Origin of the sequence: Streptomyces sp. NPDC008317 (assembly GCF_042955955.1) — a bacterium.
Classification (GTDB): Bacteria; Actinomycetota; Actinomycetes; order Streptomycetales; family Streptomycetaceae; genus Actinacidiphila.
In genome coordinates this window covers 1,144,543-1,160,873 of sequence record NZ_JBIBFQ010000001.1, presented here as the reverse complement: position 1 = coordinate 1,160,873, position 16,331 = coordinate 1,144,543, and the positions used below count along the sequence as shown (strand labels likewise).

Here is a 16,331-nt window from a genome sequence, read left to right as displayed (position 1 = left end):
CGTCCGGAGCGTACGCGCCTCAAGGGGGAGAGCAGGTTGACGGACGACTGGTCCCCACCGCCGGGTTCCTGGGCCTCTTCTGAGAGCCGCCGACGGAACATGCAGGCTATCCGGAGCCGGGATACGGGGCCGGAGTGGCTGATACGGCGCCTGGTGCATGCGCGGGGGCTGCGCTATCGCGTCTCAGCGCGCCCCCTGCCCGACCTTCGCCGGACGGCGGATCTGGTGTTCCGGCCGGCAAAGGTCGCCGTCTTCATCGACGGCTGCTACTGGCACGGCTGCCCGGAGCACTATGTGTCGCCGAAGACCAATTCGGGCTACTGGTCAGAGAAGGTCGCCAGGAACATGGCGCGGGACCAGGATACGAACGAACGGCTCGCTGAAGCCGGCTGGACGGCGCTGCGCTTTTGGGAGCACGAGTCACCGGACGCCTGCGCGCTCACGATCGCCGCCACGGTTGACAAGATGCGTGCGAGCAGGAGCTGACGGGGCGGAGACTTCAAAGAGAGCGGAGTCCTTCTCGATCTGCGCGTCCTTCTCACGCTTCCCCGCGGCCAAGGCGGCGACGATCTGTTTGCCCACGGCTTCGGCGACAGGCGGCGGGAAGGCGTTCCCCACCTGGCGGTATGCCGCCGTCTTCCGGCCGGAGAATTTCCAGTCCTCGGGGAATCCCTGGATGGTCGCTGCCTGCAGCACGGTCAGCTTGGGACCGCGCTCCGCGTAGAGGTCCCGCTCCGGATCCTGAAGGTCCGACGGATCGTTCGCGACGCCCAGCCCGCACACACCGAGCTTCCGCCAGGCTTCCTTCGCCCGGCTGGGGCCGAGATCCGCTCCGCCGTGCTTCTTTGATCCGCCCACCAGCGTGGGCGCCACGGTGCCGGTCTTCGCGGCCTTGAGCCACTTCTTGTAAGCGGTCTCCCAGCGGGCGGTGTAAAGACCCTTCCAGCGAGGGTCCTGCCCGCTGGCCTGGTAGCGCTCACGCATGGACTTCGCCAAGGCTTTCGCAACCGTGAGCAGCTTGGTGTGCTCCGGTTCAGTCCAGGCGAAGTGCTTCGCATACTCCGGCTTCATCGCTACGAGAATCGCCCGCGGCCGAAGCTGCGGAACCCCGTAGTCCCGTGCTTCCAGCACTTTCCAGTAGCAGATCGTGTATCCAGCCTCTTTGAGGCGGTGCTCGATGACGTCTTCGCGGTACTTACGGAACTTCTCGGGCGGTTCCAGCAGTGCCCGGACGTTTTCAATCATCACGGCCTTCGGCTGCAGGAAGCCGATCAGGTCAAGCATCGTAGGAAAGAGGTCACGCTCATCCTCGTGGCCCAGTTGCTTGCCTGCCGCCGAGAACGGCGGGCACGGGACGCCGCCCGCCAACAGGTCAAGCACTCCTGGCTTGAGCTTCAACCGGCGTGGGTCAAACTTCGTGAGATCGGCCTCGATGACCTTGCAGCCGTCCCACTTCGGATTGCCCTCGACGTTGTCCTTGAGCGTCTGGCAGGCATGCGGGTCGATCTCGATCAGGGCAAGGTGCTTGAACCCCGCCCGGTGCAGGCCCACCGCCTGGCCGCCTGCTCCGGCGCAGATCTCCACCGAGGTGAACTGTGGCTCAATGCTCGTCATGCACCCTCATCCCAGTCGCGCCGTGTGAGCGTCTTGCATCTCACTGTCACAGAGGGTGGCAGACCCCACTGACAATCCGCTCAAGTGTCGCGCAGCGGACGGCAGTCTTCGGGCACCCGTCACGCCACAGCGAGCAGTCCTACGATAAGGCGCATGCGGAACCCTTCTTGGCAGCGGGATGAACTCCTCCTCGCGTGCGCCCTCGTCGTGCAGAACGGCTGGAAGGAACTTCGCGAGAACGACCTCCAGGTAATGGACTTGTCCGACCTGCTGCAAGTGCTCCCCCTCCACCCGGTCGAGACCCGCAGCGTCAAGTTCCGCTCCACGGGAAGCGTCAGCCGCAAGACGGCGGACTTGGCCACGGCTCACCCGTCTTACCAGGGCCCGCCGACCCGGGGCGGACGCCTGGACAAGGAAGTCGTGGCCGCCTTCATCGCCCGGCCCGAGGAGATGCTGGCCGCCGCCGAGCGGATTCGGAATGTAGCCGTCAACGGTCCGTTTCAGCTCCCTGCCGAGCCACCGGATCCAGACGACGAAGCCGCGCCGGAAGGCCGGCTGCTCGCTCGGCTCCACCACGCGAGGGAGCGGGATCCGAAGCTCCGGGCCAGGAAGATCAAGTCCGTGCTCGCAGCCGGCGGCAGCCTGCGCTGCGAAGTGTGCGACTTCAGCTTCGCTGAGACATACGGCAGCCTTGGCGACGGCTACATCGAGGTGCATCACACGCTCCCGCTCCACGTTTCCGGGGAGACCACCACGTCGCTCGACGACCTCGCCCTGCTCTGCTCGAACTGCCACCGCATGTGCCACCGCAGTGCAAGCCCCGAGGAGCCGTGGCGGACCCCGACGGCTCTCCGCGCACTTCTGACGAACTGACCCTCCTTGCGTAGGTGCGGCATCGCACTGTGGGGGGTGGGGTGGGGTGGTCTACTGGGGCGGTTTTAGTGGTGAGTGCGGGGTCTTTGGGGCGTCGCGGTGTGTGGGGAGACGGATATTTCGGAGAACGAGCAAGGGCATGAGACGCGGGCGGCGGAGCGGCTGATTTTGTTTTCGGACGCGGTGGTGGCGATCGCCATCACGTTGCTCGCGTTGGAGTTGCCGGTGCCGGAGGGGCACGACGTGTCGGAGTTCTGGCACTCGGTGCGGGCGGATGACGGGCATTACCTGGCGTTTTTGATCAGTTTCGTGGTGATCGCGATGGCGTGGGGCGAGCACCACAGGGTGTTCAGGACGGCGCTGCGGGTCGATACGCGGCTGCGGAAGATCAACATGGTGTGGCTGATGATGATCATCCTGAATCCGTTCGCGACGAAGATGCTGATCGAGGAGGGGCACGACACCGTCGCCACGCATGCGCTGCGGTGGGGTTTCTACGCGCTGTTGCAGGTGCTGGCGAATGTCACGCTGCTCGCCCTGACGTATTACCTGAAGACGCTGAACCCCACGGGGACGGGCGCCGGGGTGGACGGGAACGAGGGGTCGTACGGGGTCATCGTCGGTTTCGGTCTGTCCATTCCGGTGTTCTTCGCGACGACGCATGCGTGGGTGCTGTGGATTCTCGGTCCGCTGCTGGCCCGGCGGGTGTACCGGCGTTTCTGGGGGCGGGGCGACCGGGAGTTGCGCGACGCGTGAGGGCGCGGGCGGCGGCGGCCAGGAGGACGAGGGCGGCGAGGGCGAAGACGGCGCTGCCCGTCAGAGCGAGGGACAGGGGGACGTCGAGGGTCGGGGACTGCGTGAAGCCGACCCAGGCGTAGGTGAGGACGGCGCCCGCGGCGAGCGCGAAGCGGTGGTCGGCGGACCACGCCGGGCTGCGGGACCAGCGGAGCGCGAGGCATACGAAGGCGGCGACGGCCAGCAGCCACAGCGCGGGGTCGGTCCAGTCGGGGACGCCGGAGGGGAACAGGCCGCCGCGCGCCCAGTAGAGGGACGTGGCGGCGAAGGCCGCGGCGCCGACGAGCCAGGGGCGGGGCGTACGGGCCGTCGGGCGGGTCGCCGGGCGGGCGGGGAGCGTGAAGGCCAGCGCGATCAGTACGAGAATGACGGCGCCGCAGCCGATGAGCCGCGCGGGCGAGGCCATGAAGTGCTCGCTGTGCTGCTGCGCGACGGCGAGGAAGAGCGAGTCGGCGACGAAGGCCGTGGCGACCAGCGGCAGGCCGATGTTGCCCAGCCACGGCCGGATCTCCCGTCCCGCGCGCCCGCCGCCCCACGCGAAGGTCTCCACGATCGCGATCGGCACGCACACGCTCCAGACCGTGTGGATCGACAGCACGTCCTCGATCATCCCGACGCTCGTCCCGAGGAACGGCACGTACGTCCCCGCGTACGCGCCCGCCATGTCGAACCCGCCGTAGTGCGGATTCCACAGCATCTGGTCGATCGGCCCCTCCTCGACCAGGGCGTACGCCGCCGCGAGCACGATCATCGTCGGCCAGCCCCGGCCGAGGCGCCGCGCGCACTCGCGGATCAGTACGGTGCCGCCGCCGTACATCGGCGCGAGGATCAGGACGGACGGCAGCGCGGTGACCGGCTGGTTGCCGAGCAGGAACTCCCCGATCAGGGGAGAGAGGAAGAAGAGGGCCACCGCGAGCCGGAGACGGTGATACGGGCGCCGGTCCTGCGGACGCGGGTCATGCGGGCGCCGGTCGTGCGGGCGCGGGTCGGCCGGCGGCCGGTACGCGGATACGGTCCGGGGGTCGGATACGGTCCCCGGCCGGGAGTCGGCCCCAGGTTCGGATACGGTCACCCGGCCAGCCTCGGCCCCCGGGTCCGGGGCGGAAGCGGCGGCCCGCGGCAAAGACGTCCGTACTGCGTCATCGGAAGGCATACCTCCGACGCTAGGCACCCGCCCCGTTCACGGCCTCGGCCGACCGGCCAGACCCGCCGTCCGACCGGCCAGACCCGTCAACCACCGACCGGCCCCGTCGGCCGACCGCCCGGAGGCGTACACCGACCGGCCCCGTACACCCACCGGCCCGCATCCCCGCCGGAGGCGCTACGGGACGGGACCGCCGAGAGCACCGCCCCCTCACTCCTCCCCCGCGTCATGCGCCAGCAGCGCGAGCTGAATCCGGTTCTCGACCCCGGCCTTCCCCAGCGCGCTGGACAGATGCGCCTTGACCGTCCCGACCGACACATGCAGCCGCGCGCCGATCTCGGTGTTGGAGAGCCCTTCGGCGACGGCCCGGGCGACGTCGCGCTCGCGCTCGGAGAGGTCGGCGAGCCGCTGCCGGGCGGCGTCGGCGCGGGAAGAGGAGCCGGTAGCCGCGTGGGCGATGAGGGCACGGGCGGCGGACGGCGACAGGACGGGTTCGCCGCGAGCCGCCCGGCGTACGGCCTCGACGATCTCCTCCGGCTCGGTGTGCTTGAGCAGATAGCCCGCCGCGCCCGCGCGTACCGCCTCCAGGACGGTGTCCTCGGCGCCGAAGGTGGTCAGCACGATGACCTGGGGCGCGGGGTCGCGCCCAGTGAGGGCGCGGGTGGCGGTGATGCCGTCCATGACCGGCATGCGGATGTCCATGAGGACGACGTCGGGACCGTGCTGCCGTACGGCCCCGGGTACGGCAGCGCCGTCCCCCACCTCGCCGACGACCTCGATGCCGTCGGCGCCGCGCAGCATCATCTTCAGCCCGGCGCGCACCAGCGGGTCGTCGTCGACCAGAAGTACCCGGATCATGCCGTCGCCCCTCACGCCTCGCCCTTCCCCCGCTGCCGGGGATCACGCGCTGATGTCGCGGGCCACGGTAGCCGTACCCGTACGGTGAACACGCCGTCGGCGCGGCCGTGTTCGAGGGTCCCGCCGTCCAGGGCGACGCGCTCGCCGAGGCCCACGAGACCGGTGCCGGAACCGGGGATCGGGCGCGGCGGCCCCGAAGTCGCCTCGTACGCCAGCGGGTTGGTCACCTCGACGGTGAGGTCCGCGCCGGGCGCGCCGCTCAGCCGTACGGTCACGGGTGAACCGGCCGCGTGCTTACGGGCGTTGGTCAGCGCCTCCTGCACCGCGCGGTAGGCGGTGCGCTGGACCTGCGGGCGCAGGTCGGACGCGAGCGCGGCGTCCACGTCGTCGTGGAACTCCACGTCCTGGCCGGCCGCCCGCGCCTCGCCCACCAGTACGGCCACGTCCGCGAGCCGTGGCTGCGGCGCGGCCGTGCCCTCGTCCTCCGTCCGCAGCACGAGCAGCACTTCCCGCAACTCCTCCAGCGCCTGATGGGCGTTGTCCCGGATGACGCGGGCGCTCGCCTCGATCTCGGCGGCGTCCAGAGCGGGGCCGCCGGCGCTCCTCGTCCGGTACGCCAACGCGCCCGCGTGCACGGACAGCAGCGAGATGCGGTGCGCCAGCACATCGTGCATCTCCCGTGCGATGGCGGTCCGTTCGGCGCGGCGGGTGTCGGCGAGCCGCCGCGCGTGGTCGGCGCGCTCGCGTACCGCGTCCTCCCGCAGCCGGACGAGGAGTTGGCGTCGGCTGCGCAGGGCGCTGCCCGAGGCGAAGAAGACGAGGTAGTACGCCACCGAGAAGGCCGCCGCCGTCCAGTCGGTGCCGTGCGGGTCCGACAGCAGCAGCGCGTCCGGCACCGACGCGGCCACGAACAGTCCGAGCACCGGCAGCGAACGGCGCAGCGGCTCGTACAGCGCCAGGCTCGCCGTGATCACCATCCCGGCGCCGAACACGCTGTTGGACAGCGCCAACGCGGGTACGGCCAGCAGCGCCACGGCCATCGGGTACCGCCTGCGCCACCACAGCGACACGCACGCGAGCGCGCCGAGCGGCAGGTCGACCGCCTGAATCCACACCGGCCGGTCCTCGTGCTGCGCCGCGACGCCGTACACCACCATGCCGACCAGTACGGCGAAGCAGAGCGCGGCCGCGTCCACGGCCCAGTCGCGGGGCGTACGGCCCTCCGGGCGGGCCTCGGTACGGCCCTCCGGGCGGCCCTCCGTACGGAGGTCGGCGTCGGTCATTCCCCGAGGGTAGGGGCGGCGGGGGTCTCGCCCGGGGAACCGTCCCCTATCCGCCCTCGGGTGCCGGACGGCGGGGCGTGGCCGACGGGTGGGCGCTCATTGCCGCTGGGGCTAGTCCTCAAACGCCGGACGGGCTGATTCATGGCATCTGGCACACCGCCAGCCCCGGCCTCCGTCCTCAAACGCCGGACGGGCTCATTCATGGCATCTGGCACACCGCCAGCCTCGGCTCCCGTCCTCAAACGCCGGACGGGCTCACTCACCACCTCTGGCACACCCGCCAGCCTCGGCTCCCGTCCCCAAACACCGGACGGGCTGACCCACCGCCACTGGCACACCCGCCAACCCCGGCGCCCGTCCCCAAACACCGGACAGGGCGACTCGCCGCCCCTGGTCGCGGACCCCCTCGCGGAGGCGGCGGACGAGGGGCGGTTAGCCTCGGAGGCAAGGCTTCGGGGTTGGTGCGTGAGGAGGAGGACGGGATGGCTGGGGTTCCGGCGAGTGTGGTGGCGGCGGGCGGGCTGATCGGCGGCTACGGGGTGGCCCGGTGGACGCGGAAGCGGGCCCTGGGGGGCGTGGCCCTCGCGGCGGCGGGCACGCTCGCGGCCCGCGAGTGGCACGCGCGCTCGGGACCGGCGGTCGCCACGACGCTGACCACCGTCTACGTGGCGGCTTTCGCGGGTTCGCACCCTCTCGCCCGTAAGCTCGGCGCCTGGCCCGCCGTCTTCACCGTCGCCGGTGGCGTGGCCGCCGCGTCCTGGGCCGTGACGGGCCGACGCGGCTGAGGCGGCGTGCTTGAACGCCGACGCGGGCGACGCCGCTGAGACCATGTCCCGGCCGTGACGGGCCGACGCGGCTGAGAGCCGCGCGTATGAACGCCGACGCGGGCGCCCCGTCCAGGGCGGTCGCGGGCCGACGCCGACATCGCCGCCACCCCTGAGACCACGCCCCGGCCGTGACGGGCCCGCGCGGCTGAGAGCCGCGTGTTTGAATGCCGCGCATGGACGACGACGATGTCACGAGCGGCGGCGGGGCCGCCGGTTCCGGGTCGGCGCGGATATGGATCGGCGCGATCCCGTCGGTGGATCCGGACGGCGTGGAAGTGATTCTGGACCTCGATCTGGACTCGCCCGACCCGGCGGAGCGGATGATCCGTCTGCTGCTGAACCGGGGGCACGAGGGCGAGGAGGGCGTCTTTTATCTGCTGCCGGACGACCTCTCGGCGCGTTATGAGCGGATCGGCGAGCGGTTGGCCGTGACGGTGCTGTCGCACCACGCGGTGCTGGACGCCGATCTGGGCGAGACGGACGAGTTGCGGACGCACCTCGCCGGGCTGGTCCGCGATCCGCTCGACGCCGACCGTCTGGTGCTGCTGCGGGGCGAGATCGTCACCGACTTCGTGCCGGCGGTCCAGGACGACGGCGCGCAGCCGTTGCTCGTCATCGAGCACACCGATGCCGCCGCCACGCTGGCGGATGTCCTGCGCCAGTTCGACGAGGGCGGGACGGGTATCGCCGTGCTGTCGGCGACGCTGGACCGGAAGGGCTGACCGAACCGGCCGCATGCCAACGGCCCTGGCGTCGGGGGGGAGCGCCAGGGCCGTCGGGGTTAACCGGAGGAGCGGTCCCGGGTGGAGCGGGACCGTCCCAGATGGTTCAGACGGCGATGTCGTGGGCGCGGAGCCAGACGGCCGGGTCGATGGGGGCGGCCCCGGCGGCGGGGCGGACCTCCAGGTGGAGGTGGGGGCTGGTGACGTTGCCGGTGGCGCCGACGCGCCCGATGGTGTCGCCGGTGATGACCTCGCCGGAGGTGACGACCATGGTGGAGAGGTGGCAGTACCACAGCTCGGTGCCGTCATCGAGGGTGAGGATCACGCGGTAGCCGTACGAGCCCGCCCACCCGGCCGAGGTGACCGTACCGGTGTGGATGGCGTGCACCGGGGTGCCGGTGGGAGCGGCGAAGTCCTGGCCGGAGTGGGTGTTGGCCCACAGGGAACTGGCCTCGCCGAAGCTGTCGGTGAGCGTGTACGAGGCGAGCGGCTTGAGGTACGAGACCGCGAGGTGGGCCAGGCGCTCGGACTCGGCCTTGGCGGCGGCCTCGGCATCGGCCTTGGCCTGTGCTTCCGCCGCGGCCTTCGCGGCGGCGGCCTGCTCGCGTACCTTCTGCGCGGCGGCCTCGCGGGCGGCCTGCTGGGCCGCCGCCTTCTCGGCCGCCTCGCGCTCGGCCCGCGCGGCGGCGTCCCGCTGCCGCGTGGCCTCGTCGATGATGCGGGCGCGCAGGGCCTCACCGGGGTCGGTGGGCACGGGGGCGGCGGACGGCGCGACGTCGACGGAGGAGGCGGCCACCACGGCGGTCGGAGCCGTGGTCGAAACCGGCGCCAAGTCCGTAGCTGGGGCCAAGTCCGTAGCCGGAACCAAGTCCGTAGCCGGAGCCAAGTCGGGGTCCGGAACCAAGTCCGTGGCCGTATCGGCGGCCGTGCTCACGGAGGTCGTACTCACGGAGGTCGTACTCACGGAGGTCGTGCTCACGGAGGTGTCGGGGGCCGACACGTCCCGTACCGCCGCGCCGAAGAAGTCACCGGCCGTGGGCAGCGCCGACACGCCGGGGGAACCGGCGGGCGAGACCCCGGTCGAACTCGGGGGCAGGTCAAGGGAGTCGGGAATTTCCGGCAGATCCGGGACCGCTATGGGCGCGGGTACGGCGTCGGCCGCGACGGCCACGCCCCCGGCCCCTACGGCGGCCATCGCGGCGACGCCGAGGACGGTCGAGCCACGGGCCACGGAGCCGACGGAGCGCTGGCGCGGAAGCCGGTGACGGTTCGCGCCCTGAACGCCGTACGCGCCGTATCCGCCCTGCGCGCCCACGGCACCGGCGTCGCCCTGGGCCGCGACGTACGCGGCGGCTTCGGCAGTGGCAGAGACAGAGGCAACAGAAGCAGAAGCAGTGGCTTCGGCAGAGGCGGCGGAATCCCCTGGAGAATTCCAGTCGTCCCACTCGCCGGGGGGATCGGCCGCTGGGGCCGCCGGGGCGGGAGCGTAGGCAGGCTGGTTGGACGCCACGCGGGCGCACTCCTTTCCTTCCTTGTCGCCTACCGGGTTAGCTGACGGGTTCGGAGCAGGAAGGTCTCCTACGGGCCTGGATGCTGCCCGATTCACCCCATTGGACCCCTCCCGTACGCCAGGGTGTGGCGAGCAGGAGGGCGGGTCCCCGGTTCCCGCGGACGGGATTCGGCAAGCGCGCGGTGCCGCCTCTGTGGCGGTGGTGACAACCGCGCTGCGTTATCGAACGTTAATAGAGCCGGGGTCGTTTTCCAAGCCGAATCAAAGAGTTGACGTCGGGAACCAAACAGTCACGGAGTGCGTGATACGGGTAAACCCGGCACCGGATGTGGCCGGGTAGTGATGTGAGTGTGTGTCAGTTGTTATGCACAGGGGGACGGTTCGATTACGTACGGTCAGGGCGCGGCGCCGATTCCGTGTGCACGGCCGTGTACGGCGTCGGCCGACGGCCGGGGTCCGGCAGCCAAGCAACGGGCGGCGACGGGGCCGCTGCGGTCTCGCCACCGGTGTGGACCTCTGCCAATTCGCGAATCGCTTGGCAGGTCACGCACCCGGACCCCACCATGAGCAGGCCCCGTACATCTGTCATGCACTCGTCCTCTCCATGACGCCCAAGGGAGCTTTTCATGGCACGCCCCAGCGACCCCCAAGTACCCGCGCCGTCAAGCCCGTTGAGCCCGGCCGGTGAATCCGGCCAGGTTGGGCGCGAAGTCGACGCCGCGGGCACGCCCGGCGTTATGTCCACGGGTACGTCCGCGGGCACGCCCGGCGTGACGTCCACGGGTACGTCCGGGGTCGTGTCCGGGGTCCCGGTCCCGTCCGGGGTCGTCTCCGGCGCCGAACCCACCGGCTCACCCGGGCGCATACCCGGCGCCCCCGCCGGGGTCCCGCTCGCGGCGGAGACGCCCACCCGGCGCTCGCTGCTGCGCGGCACCCTCGCCTTCGGGGCCGCCGTCACCGTCGGCGTCACGGCGGACCTGACGTCCGGGATCGGCCGCGCGTCGGCCGCCACCGTGGACTACCCGTCGGCCTCCTGGACCCCGGCCAGTTCCGGCAACTACACGGCGTCCAACCGCACTTCGACCTACCCGATCAACCTCGTGGTGATCCACGTCACCCAGGAGTCCTTCACCGACACCATCAGCCTCTTCCAGGACCCCTCCCACGCGGCGGCGGCCCACTACGTCGTCCGCTCGGGCGACGGCGCCATCGCCCAGTGCGTCCGCGAGCGCGATGTCGCCTGGCACGCGGGCAACTGGGACTACAACACCCGCAGCATCGGCATCGAGCACGAGGGCTGGGTCGACCAGCCCGCCTACTTCACCACCGCGATGTACCACTCCTCGGCCGCCCTCACCGCCGAGATCTGCGACAAGTACGGCATCCCCAAGGACCGCGACCACATCATCGGCCACGTCCAGGTCCCCGGCACCGACCACACCGACCCCGGACCCAACTGGGACTGGGTCCGCTACATCCGCCTGGTCAACGGCACCTGACGCCTCCGGCGCGGAATCGGCGCGGAATCGGCGCGGAATCGGCGCGGATTCGGGGGACGGTGCCCGAGCGCACGGCGGCCTTCACCTCGTGGACGTGGCCGCGTCCAGGGGAGGCAGGAGGTCGCCGTGGTGGAGGCGGAGGAGCCGGTCGTGGGCGGGGGTGAAGAGCGCGCGGCCGGTGTCCGGCGGTACGTCGCCGGGGGCGGCCAGCGGGGGGAGTGCGGTGGCCGGGAGGGACGTGTGGCCCGTCGCGCGCAGGAGGCGGGCGAGTGCCTCTTCGCGCGCGGGGCCCGCCAGTTCCTCGTCGGTGATCACGCAGACCGCCGGGTGGCGGAGGAGCCACTGGCTCCGGCGGGCCTCGTGCATGCCGGGGAAGCCGGGGTCGGTCAGCGCGAGGGTGATGCGGGCGTCCAGCGTCGGCAGGGCGGTGAGGATGTCGCGGTAGACGAGGTGTTCCGGCAGGGAGCCCACCTGGCCCTCGGGCCGGGTGAGGGCGCGGATCTGGCTGATGATCCGGTCGCGGATGTCCCGGTGGTGGAAGACGATCGGCGGCCGTCCGCCGGAGTGCCAGACGCGCAGAAGGTCGGCGTCGGCCCGGCGCAGGTCCAGGCCGGTGACGTACCAACAGCCCCTGCCCGGCAGCAGATCGAGCAGTTCGGCGGCGGGCAGCCGGGCCAGCCGGGCTTCGGCGCCGGGGTCCACGGGTGAGCCGTGCGTGACCGGCTGGCCCAGGCGCGTCCACCACACCCGCCACAGGGCGCTGACCGCCTCGTGAAAAGCGGGCTCCGCATTCGGGTTCGGACTCGGATTCGGGTTCAGCAGGCGGGCGGCCCTCTCGGGACCGTAGGCGGCCGTGAGCAGCGAATACACCTCGCCAGGACCGGGCTGCCGCGTCCCGGCCGACTGATCTCCGCTCATCGTGCCGAGCGAGGCATACCCGAGCGCGCCGGTGATCCCGGCCACCACCGGCGTCCCACTGCCCGGCAAAGACACGACGATCAAGTGGGCAGCGGACATGTAACTCTCCGAAGAAGTCGGGGCGGGCCGGGCTTGCTGCCCGGCGATGAACGGCATGGCGGGGGTACGTGGGCGCGTGGCGCTCACGGCCACGAGGCCCGGTCGCGGGTACGTGACCACGCGTGAGACCGACCGGTATGCGGGCCGCACCGACGTACGTGGCGCGTCGCGCACGCGGGTGCGCGGGCAAACGGTGCGTCGCCACCCGCGACGGGCCACCCGTACGCGGGCCTCGCCGACGTACGGGGCGCACCCGCGCCCGCACCCGCGCGGCTGGTGCGGCCGCCCGGTCGGAGCCACCCTGGGCGTGGCGCGCACGCACGCGTAAGGCCACCGGGACGCGGCCAGGCGTGCGGCGCACGGGGACGCGCGGGGCGAGGGGCGGTCGGCCGCCCGGGCGGACGGGACGGCCACGGACGGCGCGGGGGTACGCGGTCGGCGGTGTGGCGGTCACGCCGGAGTAGGTGGCGGTCGGCGGTCGGCCGCCGGGTCAGCGGAGACGACCGGGCCGCCCGGCGTAAGGAGAAGGTCTTCGTATACGTGGTGGCGGCGGGCCGTGACGCGGTCGTGGAGCAGGGCGGCGGCGCGGGCGGGTTCTCCGGCGTCCGCGAGGGCGCGGGCGAGGGTGTCGTGGATGATCTCGCGCTCCACGCGCACCCCGCCGATCCGGTCCGCCGCCTCGCCCAGGTCGGCGAGGAGGTCGGCCGCCGCCCGGGGGCGGCCCGCGGTGATCTCCGCCAACGCCCGTACCACCGGGGCCAGTACGTCGCGGAACTCCGTGCGCGGGTCGGCGGCGGCGCGGCGGGCCAGGGCGTGCAGGTCGTCAGTCGCGGCCTCCACGGCCAGGGCGAGGGCGAGGTTGAAGGTGTGGAAGACCTCCGCCATGCCGCCCGGTCCGGCCAGCAACTCCCGTACGTGCGCGCGGTCGTTGCGCCCGGCCGGTTCCTGTCCGGCCAGCAGCAGGCGCCAGTTGGTCGCGGCCCGCATGCCGACGTCGGACCTGGACAGGGCCGCGTCCGCGCGGCGACGGGCGTCGGCGAAGTCGCCGCAGGCGATGGAGTGGAGCGCGGCGTGCCAGGTGAGATGGCGCGACTGCACCGCGCGGGGGTCCGCCGCGAGCCACGCGTCGAGGAATTCCGTGCCCGCCCGCCCGGTGCCCAACTCGTGCTCGGCGTGGGCGAGGGCGTGGGCGGCGACGCCCGAGCGCGGGCAGATTTCCAGGGCGCGTACCGCGAGCCGGTGGGCGTCGCGTACCCGCCCCTGCTCCGCTCGGGCGGCGGCCAGCCAGCTCGTCCAGGGCCAGTTGGCGGGGCCCGCGAGGGCGGCCTGTTCCTCGACGAGGGCTTCGCCCCGCGCGCGTCCGGCCGGGTCCGCGTCCGCGGCGAAGGCGCCGAGCATGAGCCCGGCGACCTCGTCGGCCGGCCACCGGGCGAAGTGCGCCACCAAGTGGTCCGCGGTGAGCGCGTACTGCCGGTGCGTGAAGAGGAACACGCCGTACACCACGCTCGCCTCGCGCTCGCCGGCCGCCTGCGCGTCGCGGTACGCGACGGCCAACTCCGCCTTCAGCTCCGCGTCGCCGAGGCCGTCGCCGGTCGCCAGGGTGAGCAGCGCACGGGCCAGGCCGCAGTCCGGTTCCGAGGCCGCCCACCGGCGGAGCGACGGCAGCGCCTGCCCGCTGAGGGCGAGCAGTTCGGCCACCGCCCGGTCGCCCGGCGCGGCACTCGCGGCCACACCCGTACCGACACCCGGCGCAGCGCACGTACCCACGCCCGTACCAACGCCCGCCACCGTGACCACCGTTGTGCCCGCCGTTGCCGTCATCCGACCGGCCGCCGCTCGCCGCTCCGCCGCTCCCGCCCGGGTCAGACGGACGACATGAAGACGGCGGTGCAGACGATCCCGCTGCCGCCGCAGTGGTTGCGCGGCAGGCTGAGCGGCAGACCGGTCTGGTTGCCGCCGCCCACCCCGCTGCCCGCGACCGTCGCGCCCGCCGACCGCACGCCGTGGTCCTGGTTGACGCAGGCGTTGCCGAACACCGCGTCGCCGACCCCGAGGACGCTCGCGTGCGCGACACCGGCCGGGAGCAGCGCCGCTCCCGCGACCGCGCCCAGCACGGCGGCCCGCGCACCCAGCTTGCCCACGCCGCCGACCATGTCCCGCACCTCTGCGCCCATCACGTACCTCCTTGGTCCGGGACCGAGTCCCGCCGCTGACACCGACCATGCCCGCCGCATATTCGCGGGGCCACGCCCTGGTCAACGAGCCACCGCCGGAACTGACACGCAGCGGCGGCGATCACGGAACACCCCGAAGGACGCACGTCGGGCCTCGGCGGCGCGGGCCCGAAATCCAGCGGGCCAACGGCTCAGCGGCTCAGCGGCTCAGCGCCCTAGCGACATCAGCGGCTCAACGTGATGACCGGAATCGTGCGCCCCGCACGCTGCTGGAAGTCCGCGAAGAACGGCGCCGCGCGCAACTGCTGCGCCCAGAGCCGGTCGCGCTCCGCGCCCTCGGTGATGGTGGCCGTGACGTCGAAGGACTCGGTGCCGACCTCGACGTGGGCGGCGGGGTCGGCGCGGAGGTTGTAGAACCAGTTGGGGTGAGTGGGACGGCCCCCGTTGGCGGCGAAGACGACGAGGTCCGGGCCGTCCGTGGCGTAGGCCATCGGGGAGGTGAGGCGGCGGCCGGTACGGGCGCCGGTGGTGGTGAGGAGCAGCAGAGGGAGACCTCCGCCGCCCAACTGGCCTCCATTGGCGCGGAATTGATCAATGATTAACTGATTGCGCTCGACTCGCTCTGACACCGGCCCGGTCCTCCAGGATGTCGCCGACGCCCCCGTTGGGCGTTACGCCGGGTCCGAACCTACCCGCACCGACACGTGCGCCGTGGGCCGTACGGCCGACGGCCTCGTATCGGCTACGACCAGGTGTCCGCGTCGCCGCCGACCCACTGGATCAGGTCGGTCTCCTCGACCTCTATGTCGTCCAGACCGGCGCGGCGGAGGAATTCGACGAGGTCGGCTATGCGGTGGGCGCGGCCCACGTCGGTGCCGCGGATGGTGACCCGCCGCCCGCCGCCGGGGCCCGGCGGGTGCACGGTGATCGGCGGAGTGTCCATGACACCAGCCTGCCCCGCCTGCCCCGGGTCCGCACCCCGGATCAGCCGCGACCCGACCGGCCCGGCCCGCCGCCCGACCCCGGACCCGGCACCCGCCCCGATTCCGCACCCGATTCCGCACCCGATTCCAGACCCGGTTCCGCGCCCGATTCCGGTCCCGGCTCCCGCCCCGCGCCCCCTGCGGCCTCGGCCGCCAGCCCGTCCAGCACCGGCAGCCCCGCGACCAGCAGCCCCCTGCCGTACGACCGCCGCCCGCCCGCCTCCAGCAGGCGCCACAGGCCGGGGTTGGCCGCGAGCACGCGCGGGTCGAAGGCGGCGCGCCCGCCCTCGGCGTCGATGAGGACGAGCCGGGGGGTGCGGCCGGGGAAGAGGTGGATACGGACCAGGCGGTCGGTACGGACGCGGTGGCCGCGCAGCATGCCCCGCACCCGGAGCCAGCCGTCACCCGCCGTGACCAGGGGCGGACACAGCGCCCCGAAGACGGCGGCGGCCAGCGCGGTCCAGAACGCGGCCCGCACGGGGTCGAGGGTGCCCAGCGCCCAGTCCGCCGCGGTCAGCGCCGCGAGCAGGCCGCCCGCCACGCCGACGGCGACCCGGAATCCGGCGCGCCATCCGTGGTCGTACGCCGTCGCGGGCCGATGGACGCGCACCTGACCGGGCAGCCGCCCGTACGCGGATACGTGCGCTGATACGTGCGCGGCGCCGCGCGGGCGCGGGCGTCCGTACGCCGAACCGGGCCCGTGCCCGTACCCGGCCGCGGGCCCGTACCCGTGCCCGGCCGCGGGCGCGTGCCCGGCCGACACCGGGGAAGCCCCCGACCGCGCCGTCTCGACCGCCTCGCCGTATCCCATGTCTCCGACGCTACGAGCGTCCGGCGGCCCCGTACCGACCGCTGACGTGGCCCTGACGCCCCCGCCCGCGGTCTTGACGCGACCCTGACGCCGCGCCGCCGCGCCGCCGCGACCCCGAGACCCCGACGCCGGGCCGCCAGGCCGCCGCGACCCCGACGCCAGCCCGCCGCGCCTCCGCGCCCCTGACGCCGGGCCCCGGACGCCAGCCCGCCGCCGCTCAC

16 protein-coding genes, 1 pseudogene and 1 riboswitch are annotated in these 16,331 nt (G+C 72.8%); of the genes and pseudogenes, 6 read left to right on the top strand and 11 right to left on the bottom strand.

What is annotated here, in order from left to right; translation table 11 throughout:
* Window positions 1-36 precede the first annotated feature (36 nt).
* On the top strand, window positions 37-486 hold the full coding sequence (locus ACFY9V_RS04895; RefSeq protein WP_391159467.1) for a DNA mismatch endonuclease Vsr: 450 nt from the start codon (window positions 37-39) through the stop codon (window positions 484-486).
* Here the strand turns inward: ACFY9V_RS04895 and ACFY9V_RS04890 are convergent.
* On the bottom strand, window positions 421-1,614 hold the full coding sequence (locus ACFY9V_RS04890; RefSeq protein WP_355336269.1) for a DNA (cytosine-5-)-methyltransferase: 1,194 nt from the start codon (window positions 1,612-1,614) through the stop codon (window positions 421-423). The genes ACFY9V_RS04895 and ACFY9V_RS04890 overlap by 66 nt on opposite strands.
* Window positions 1,615-1,767: 153 nt before the next feature.
* On the opposite strand from ACFY9V_RS04890, the gene ACFY9V_RS04885 reads away from it, so the two are divergent.
* The gene (locus ACFY9V_RS04885) at window positions 1,768-2,487 is read left to right on the top strand and encodes an HNH endonuclease (RefSeq protein WP_391159465.1); all 720 of its coding nucleotides are present in this window, start codon (window positions 1,768-1,770) and stop codon (window positions 2,485-2,487) included.
* Window positions 2,488-2,562: 75 nt separating this feature from the next.
* Window positions 2,563-2,901, top strand: a pseudogene (locus ACFY9V_RS04880) (TMEM175 family protein); the annotation flags it as partial.
* Window positions 2,902-3,100: 199 nt separating this feature from the next.
* Here ACFY9V_RS04880 and ACFY9V_RS04875 read toward each other — a convergent pair.
* The 3 genes from ACFY9V_RS04875 to ACFY9V_RS04865 form a co-directional block, all read right to left on the bottom strand.
* A complete protein-coding gene (locus ACFY9V_RS04875; RefSeq protein ID WP_391159462.1) occupies window positions 3,101-4,192 on the bottom strand; it encodes a hypothetical protein in 1,092 nt (363 codons plus the stop codon).
* 444 nt (window positions 4,193-4,636) lie between these two features.
* Window positions 4,637-5,284 (bottom strand): response regulator, encoded by a 648-nt coding sequence (locus tag ACFY9V_RS04870; RefSeq protein ID WP_391042790.1) that lies wholly within the window; start codon window positions 5,282-5,284, stop codon window positions 4,637-4,639.
* Between the two features lie 11 nt (window positions 5,285-5,295).
* Complete coding sequence (locus ACFY9V_RS04865) at window positions 5,296-6,567, bottom strand: histidine kinase (protein ID WP_391159460.1); 1,272 nt, start codon at window positions 6,565-6,567, stop codon at window positions 5,296-5,298.
* Window positions 6,568-7,049: 482 nt separating this feature from the next.
* Here ACFY9V_RS04865 and ACFY9V_RS04860 point away from each other — a divergent pair, with 482 nt between their 5' ends.
* Complete coding sequence (locus tag ACFY9V_RS04860; RefSeq protein WP_355336261.1) at window positions 7,050-7,352, top strand: hypothetical protein; 303 nt, start codon at window positions 7,050-7,052, stop codon at window positions 7,350-7,352.
* A gap of 215 nt (window positions 7,353-7,567) precedes the next feature.
* On the top strand, window positions 7,568-8,116 hold the full coding sequence (locus ACFY9V_RS04855) for a hypothetical protein (RefSeq protein ID WP_391159458.1): 549 nt from the start codon (window positions 7,568-7,570) through the stop codon (window positions 8,114-8,116).
* Between the two features lie 106 nt (window positions 8,117-8,222).
* Here the strand turns inward: ACFY9V_RS04855 and ACFY9V_RS04850 are convergent, their stop codons facing one another.
* The gene (locus ACFY9V_RS04850) at window positions 8,223-9,347 is read right to left on the bottom strand and encodes a peptidoglycan DD-metalloendopeptidase family protein (RefSeq protein ID WP_391159456.1); all 1,125 of its coding nucleotides are present in this window, start codon (window positions 9,345-9,347) and stop codon (window positions 8,223-8,225) included.
* Window positions 9,348-9,637: 290 nt separating this feature from the next.
* A riboswitch (cyclic di-AMP (ydaO/yuaA leader) is annotated at window positions 9,638-9,810 on the bottom strand.
* Between the two features lie 679 nt (window positions 9,811-10,489).
* Between ACFY9V_RS04850 and ACFY9V_RS04845 the strand changes: the two genes are divergently transcribed.
* The gene (locus tag ACFY9V_RS04845) at window positions 10,490-11,125 is read left to right on the top strand and encodes an N-acetylmuramoyl-L-alanine amidase (protein ID WP_391159591.1); all 636 of its coding nucleotides are present in this window, start codon (window positions 10,490-10,492) and stop codon (window positions 11,123-11,125) included.
* Between the two features lie 81 nt (window positions 11,126-11,206).
* Here ACFY9V_RS04845 and ACFY9V_RS04840 read toward each other — a convergent pair whose 3' ends face one another.
* From ACFY9V_RS04840 to ACFY9V_RS04815, 6 genes are all read right to left on the bottom strand, one after another.
* The gene (locus tag ACFY9V_RS04840) at window positions 11,207-12,142 is read right to left on the bottom strand and encodes a hypothetical protein (protein WP_391159454.1); all 936 of its coding nucleotides are present in this window, start codon (window positions 12,140-12,142) and stop codon (window positions 11,207-11,209) included.
* 450 nt (window positions 12,143-12,592) lie between these two features.
* On the bottom strand, window positions 12,593-13,873 hold the full coding sequence (locus tag ACFY9V_RS04835) for a hypothetical protein (protein WP_391159452.1): 1,281 nt from the start codon (window positions 13,871-13,873) through the stop codon (window positions 12,593-12,595).
* 131 nt (window positions 13,874-14,004) lie between these two features.
* The gene (locus ACFY9V_RS04830; RefSeq protein ID WP_355336251.1) at window positions 14,005-14,316 is read right to left on the bottom strand and encodes a hypothetical protein; all 312 of its coding nucleotides are present in this window, start codon (window positions 14,314-14,316) and stop codon (window positions 14,005-14,007) included.
* Window positions 14,317-14,540: 224 nt separating this feature from the next.
* Window positions 14,541-14,945 carry a nitroreductase/quinone reductase family protein gene (locus tag ACFY9V_RS04825; protein ID WP_391042774.1) on the bottom strand — a complete coding sequence of 135 codons (405 nt, stop codon included), beginning with the start codon at window positions 14,943-14,945 and terminating at the stop codon, window positions 14,541-14,543.
* A gap of 113 nt (window positions 14,946-15,058) precedes the next feature.
* Window positions 15,059-15,259, bottom strand: coding sequence for a hypothetical protein (locus tag ACFY9V_RS04820; protein ID WP_355336247.1), 201 nt, complete (start codon window positions 15,257-15,259; stop codon window positions 15,059-15,061).
* Window positions 15,260-15,300: 41 nt separating this feature from the next.
* A complete protein-coding gene (locus ACFY9V_RS04815; protein ID WP_391159450.1) occupies window positions 15,301-16,110 on the bottom strand; it encodes a hypothetical protein in 810 nt (269 codons plus the stop codon).
* Between the last annotated feature and the right edge of the window lie 221 nt (window positions 16,111-16,331).

What these genes read in the sequence shown, in the direction of transcription:
- ACFY9V_RS04890 (WP_355336269.1), bottom strand. Translation starts at nt 1,614, where the DNA reads ATGACGAGCATTGAGCCACAGTTCACCTCGGTGGAGATCTGCGCCGGA.
- ACFY9V_RS04885 (WP_391159465.1), top strand. Translation starts at nt 1,768, where the DNA reads ATGCGGAACCCTTCTTGGCAGCGGGATGAACTCCTCCTCGCGTGCGCC.
- ACFY9V_RS04870 (WP_391042790.1), bottom strand. Translation starts at nt 5,284, where the DNA reads ATGATCCGGGTACTTCTGGTCGACGACGACCCGCTGGTGCGCGCCGGG.
- ACFY9V_RS04865 (WP_391159460.1), bottom strand. Translation starts at nt 6,567, where the DNA reads ATGACCGACGCCGACCTCCGTACGGAGGGCCGCCCGGAGGGCCGTACC.
- ACFY9V_RS04860 (WP_355336261.1), top strand. Translation starts at nt 7,050, where the DNA reads ATGGCTGGGGTTCCGGCGAGTGTGGTGGCGGCGGGCGGGCTGATCGGC.
- ACFY9V_RS04855 (WP_391159458.1), top strand. Translation starts at nt 7,568, where the DNA reads ATGGACGACGACGATGTCACGAGCGGCGGCGGGGCCGCCGGTTCCGGG.
- ACFY9V_RS04840 (WP_391159454.1), bottom strand. Translation starts at nt 12,142, where the DNA reads ATGTCCGCTGCCCACTTGATCGTCGTGTCTTTGCCGGGCAGTGGGACG.
- ACFY9V_RS04830 (WP_355336251.1), bottom strand. Translation starts at nt 14,316, where the DNA reads ATGGGCGCAGAGGTGCGGGACATGGTCGGCGGCGTGGGCAAGCTGGGT.
- ACFY9V_RS04820 (WP_355336247.1), bottom strand. Translation starts at nt 15,259, where the DNA reads ATGGACACTCCGCCGATCACCGTGCACCCGCCGGGCCCCGGCGGCGGG.
- ACFY9V_RS04815 (WP_391159450.1), bottom strand. Translation starts at nt 16,110, where the DNA reads ATGGGATACGGCGAGGCGGTCGAGACGGCGCGGTCGGGGGCTTCCCCG.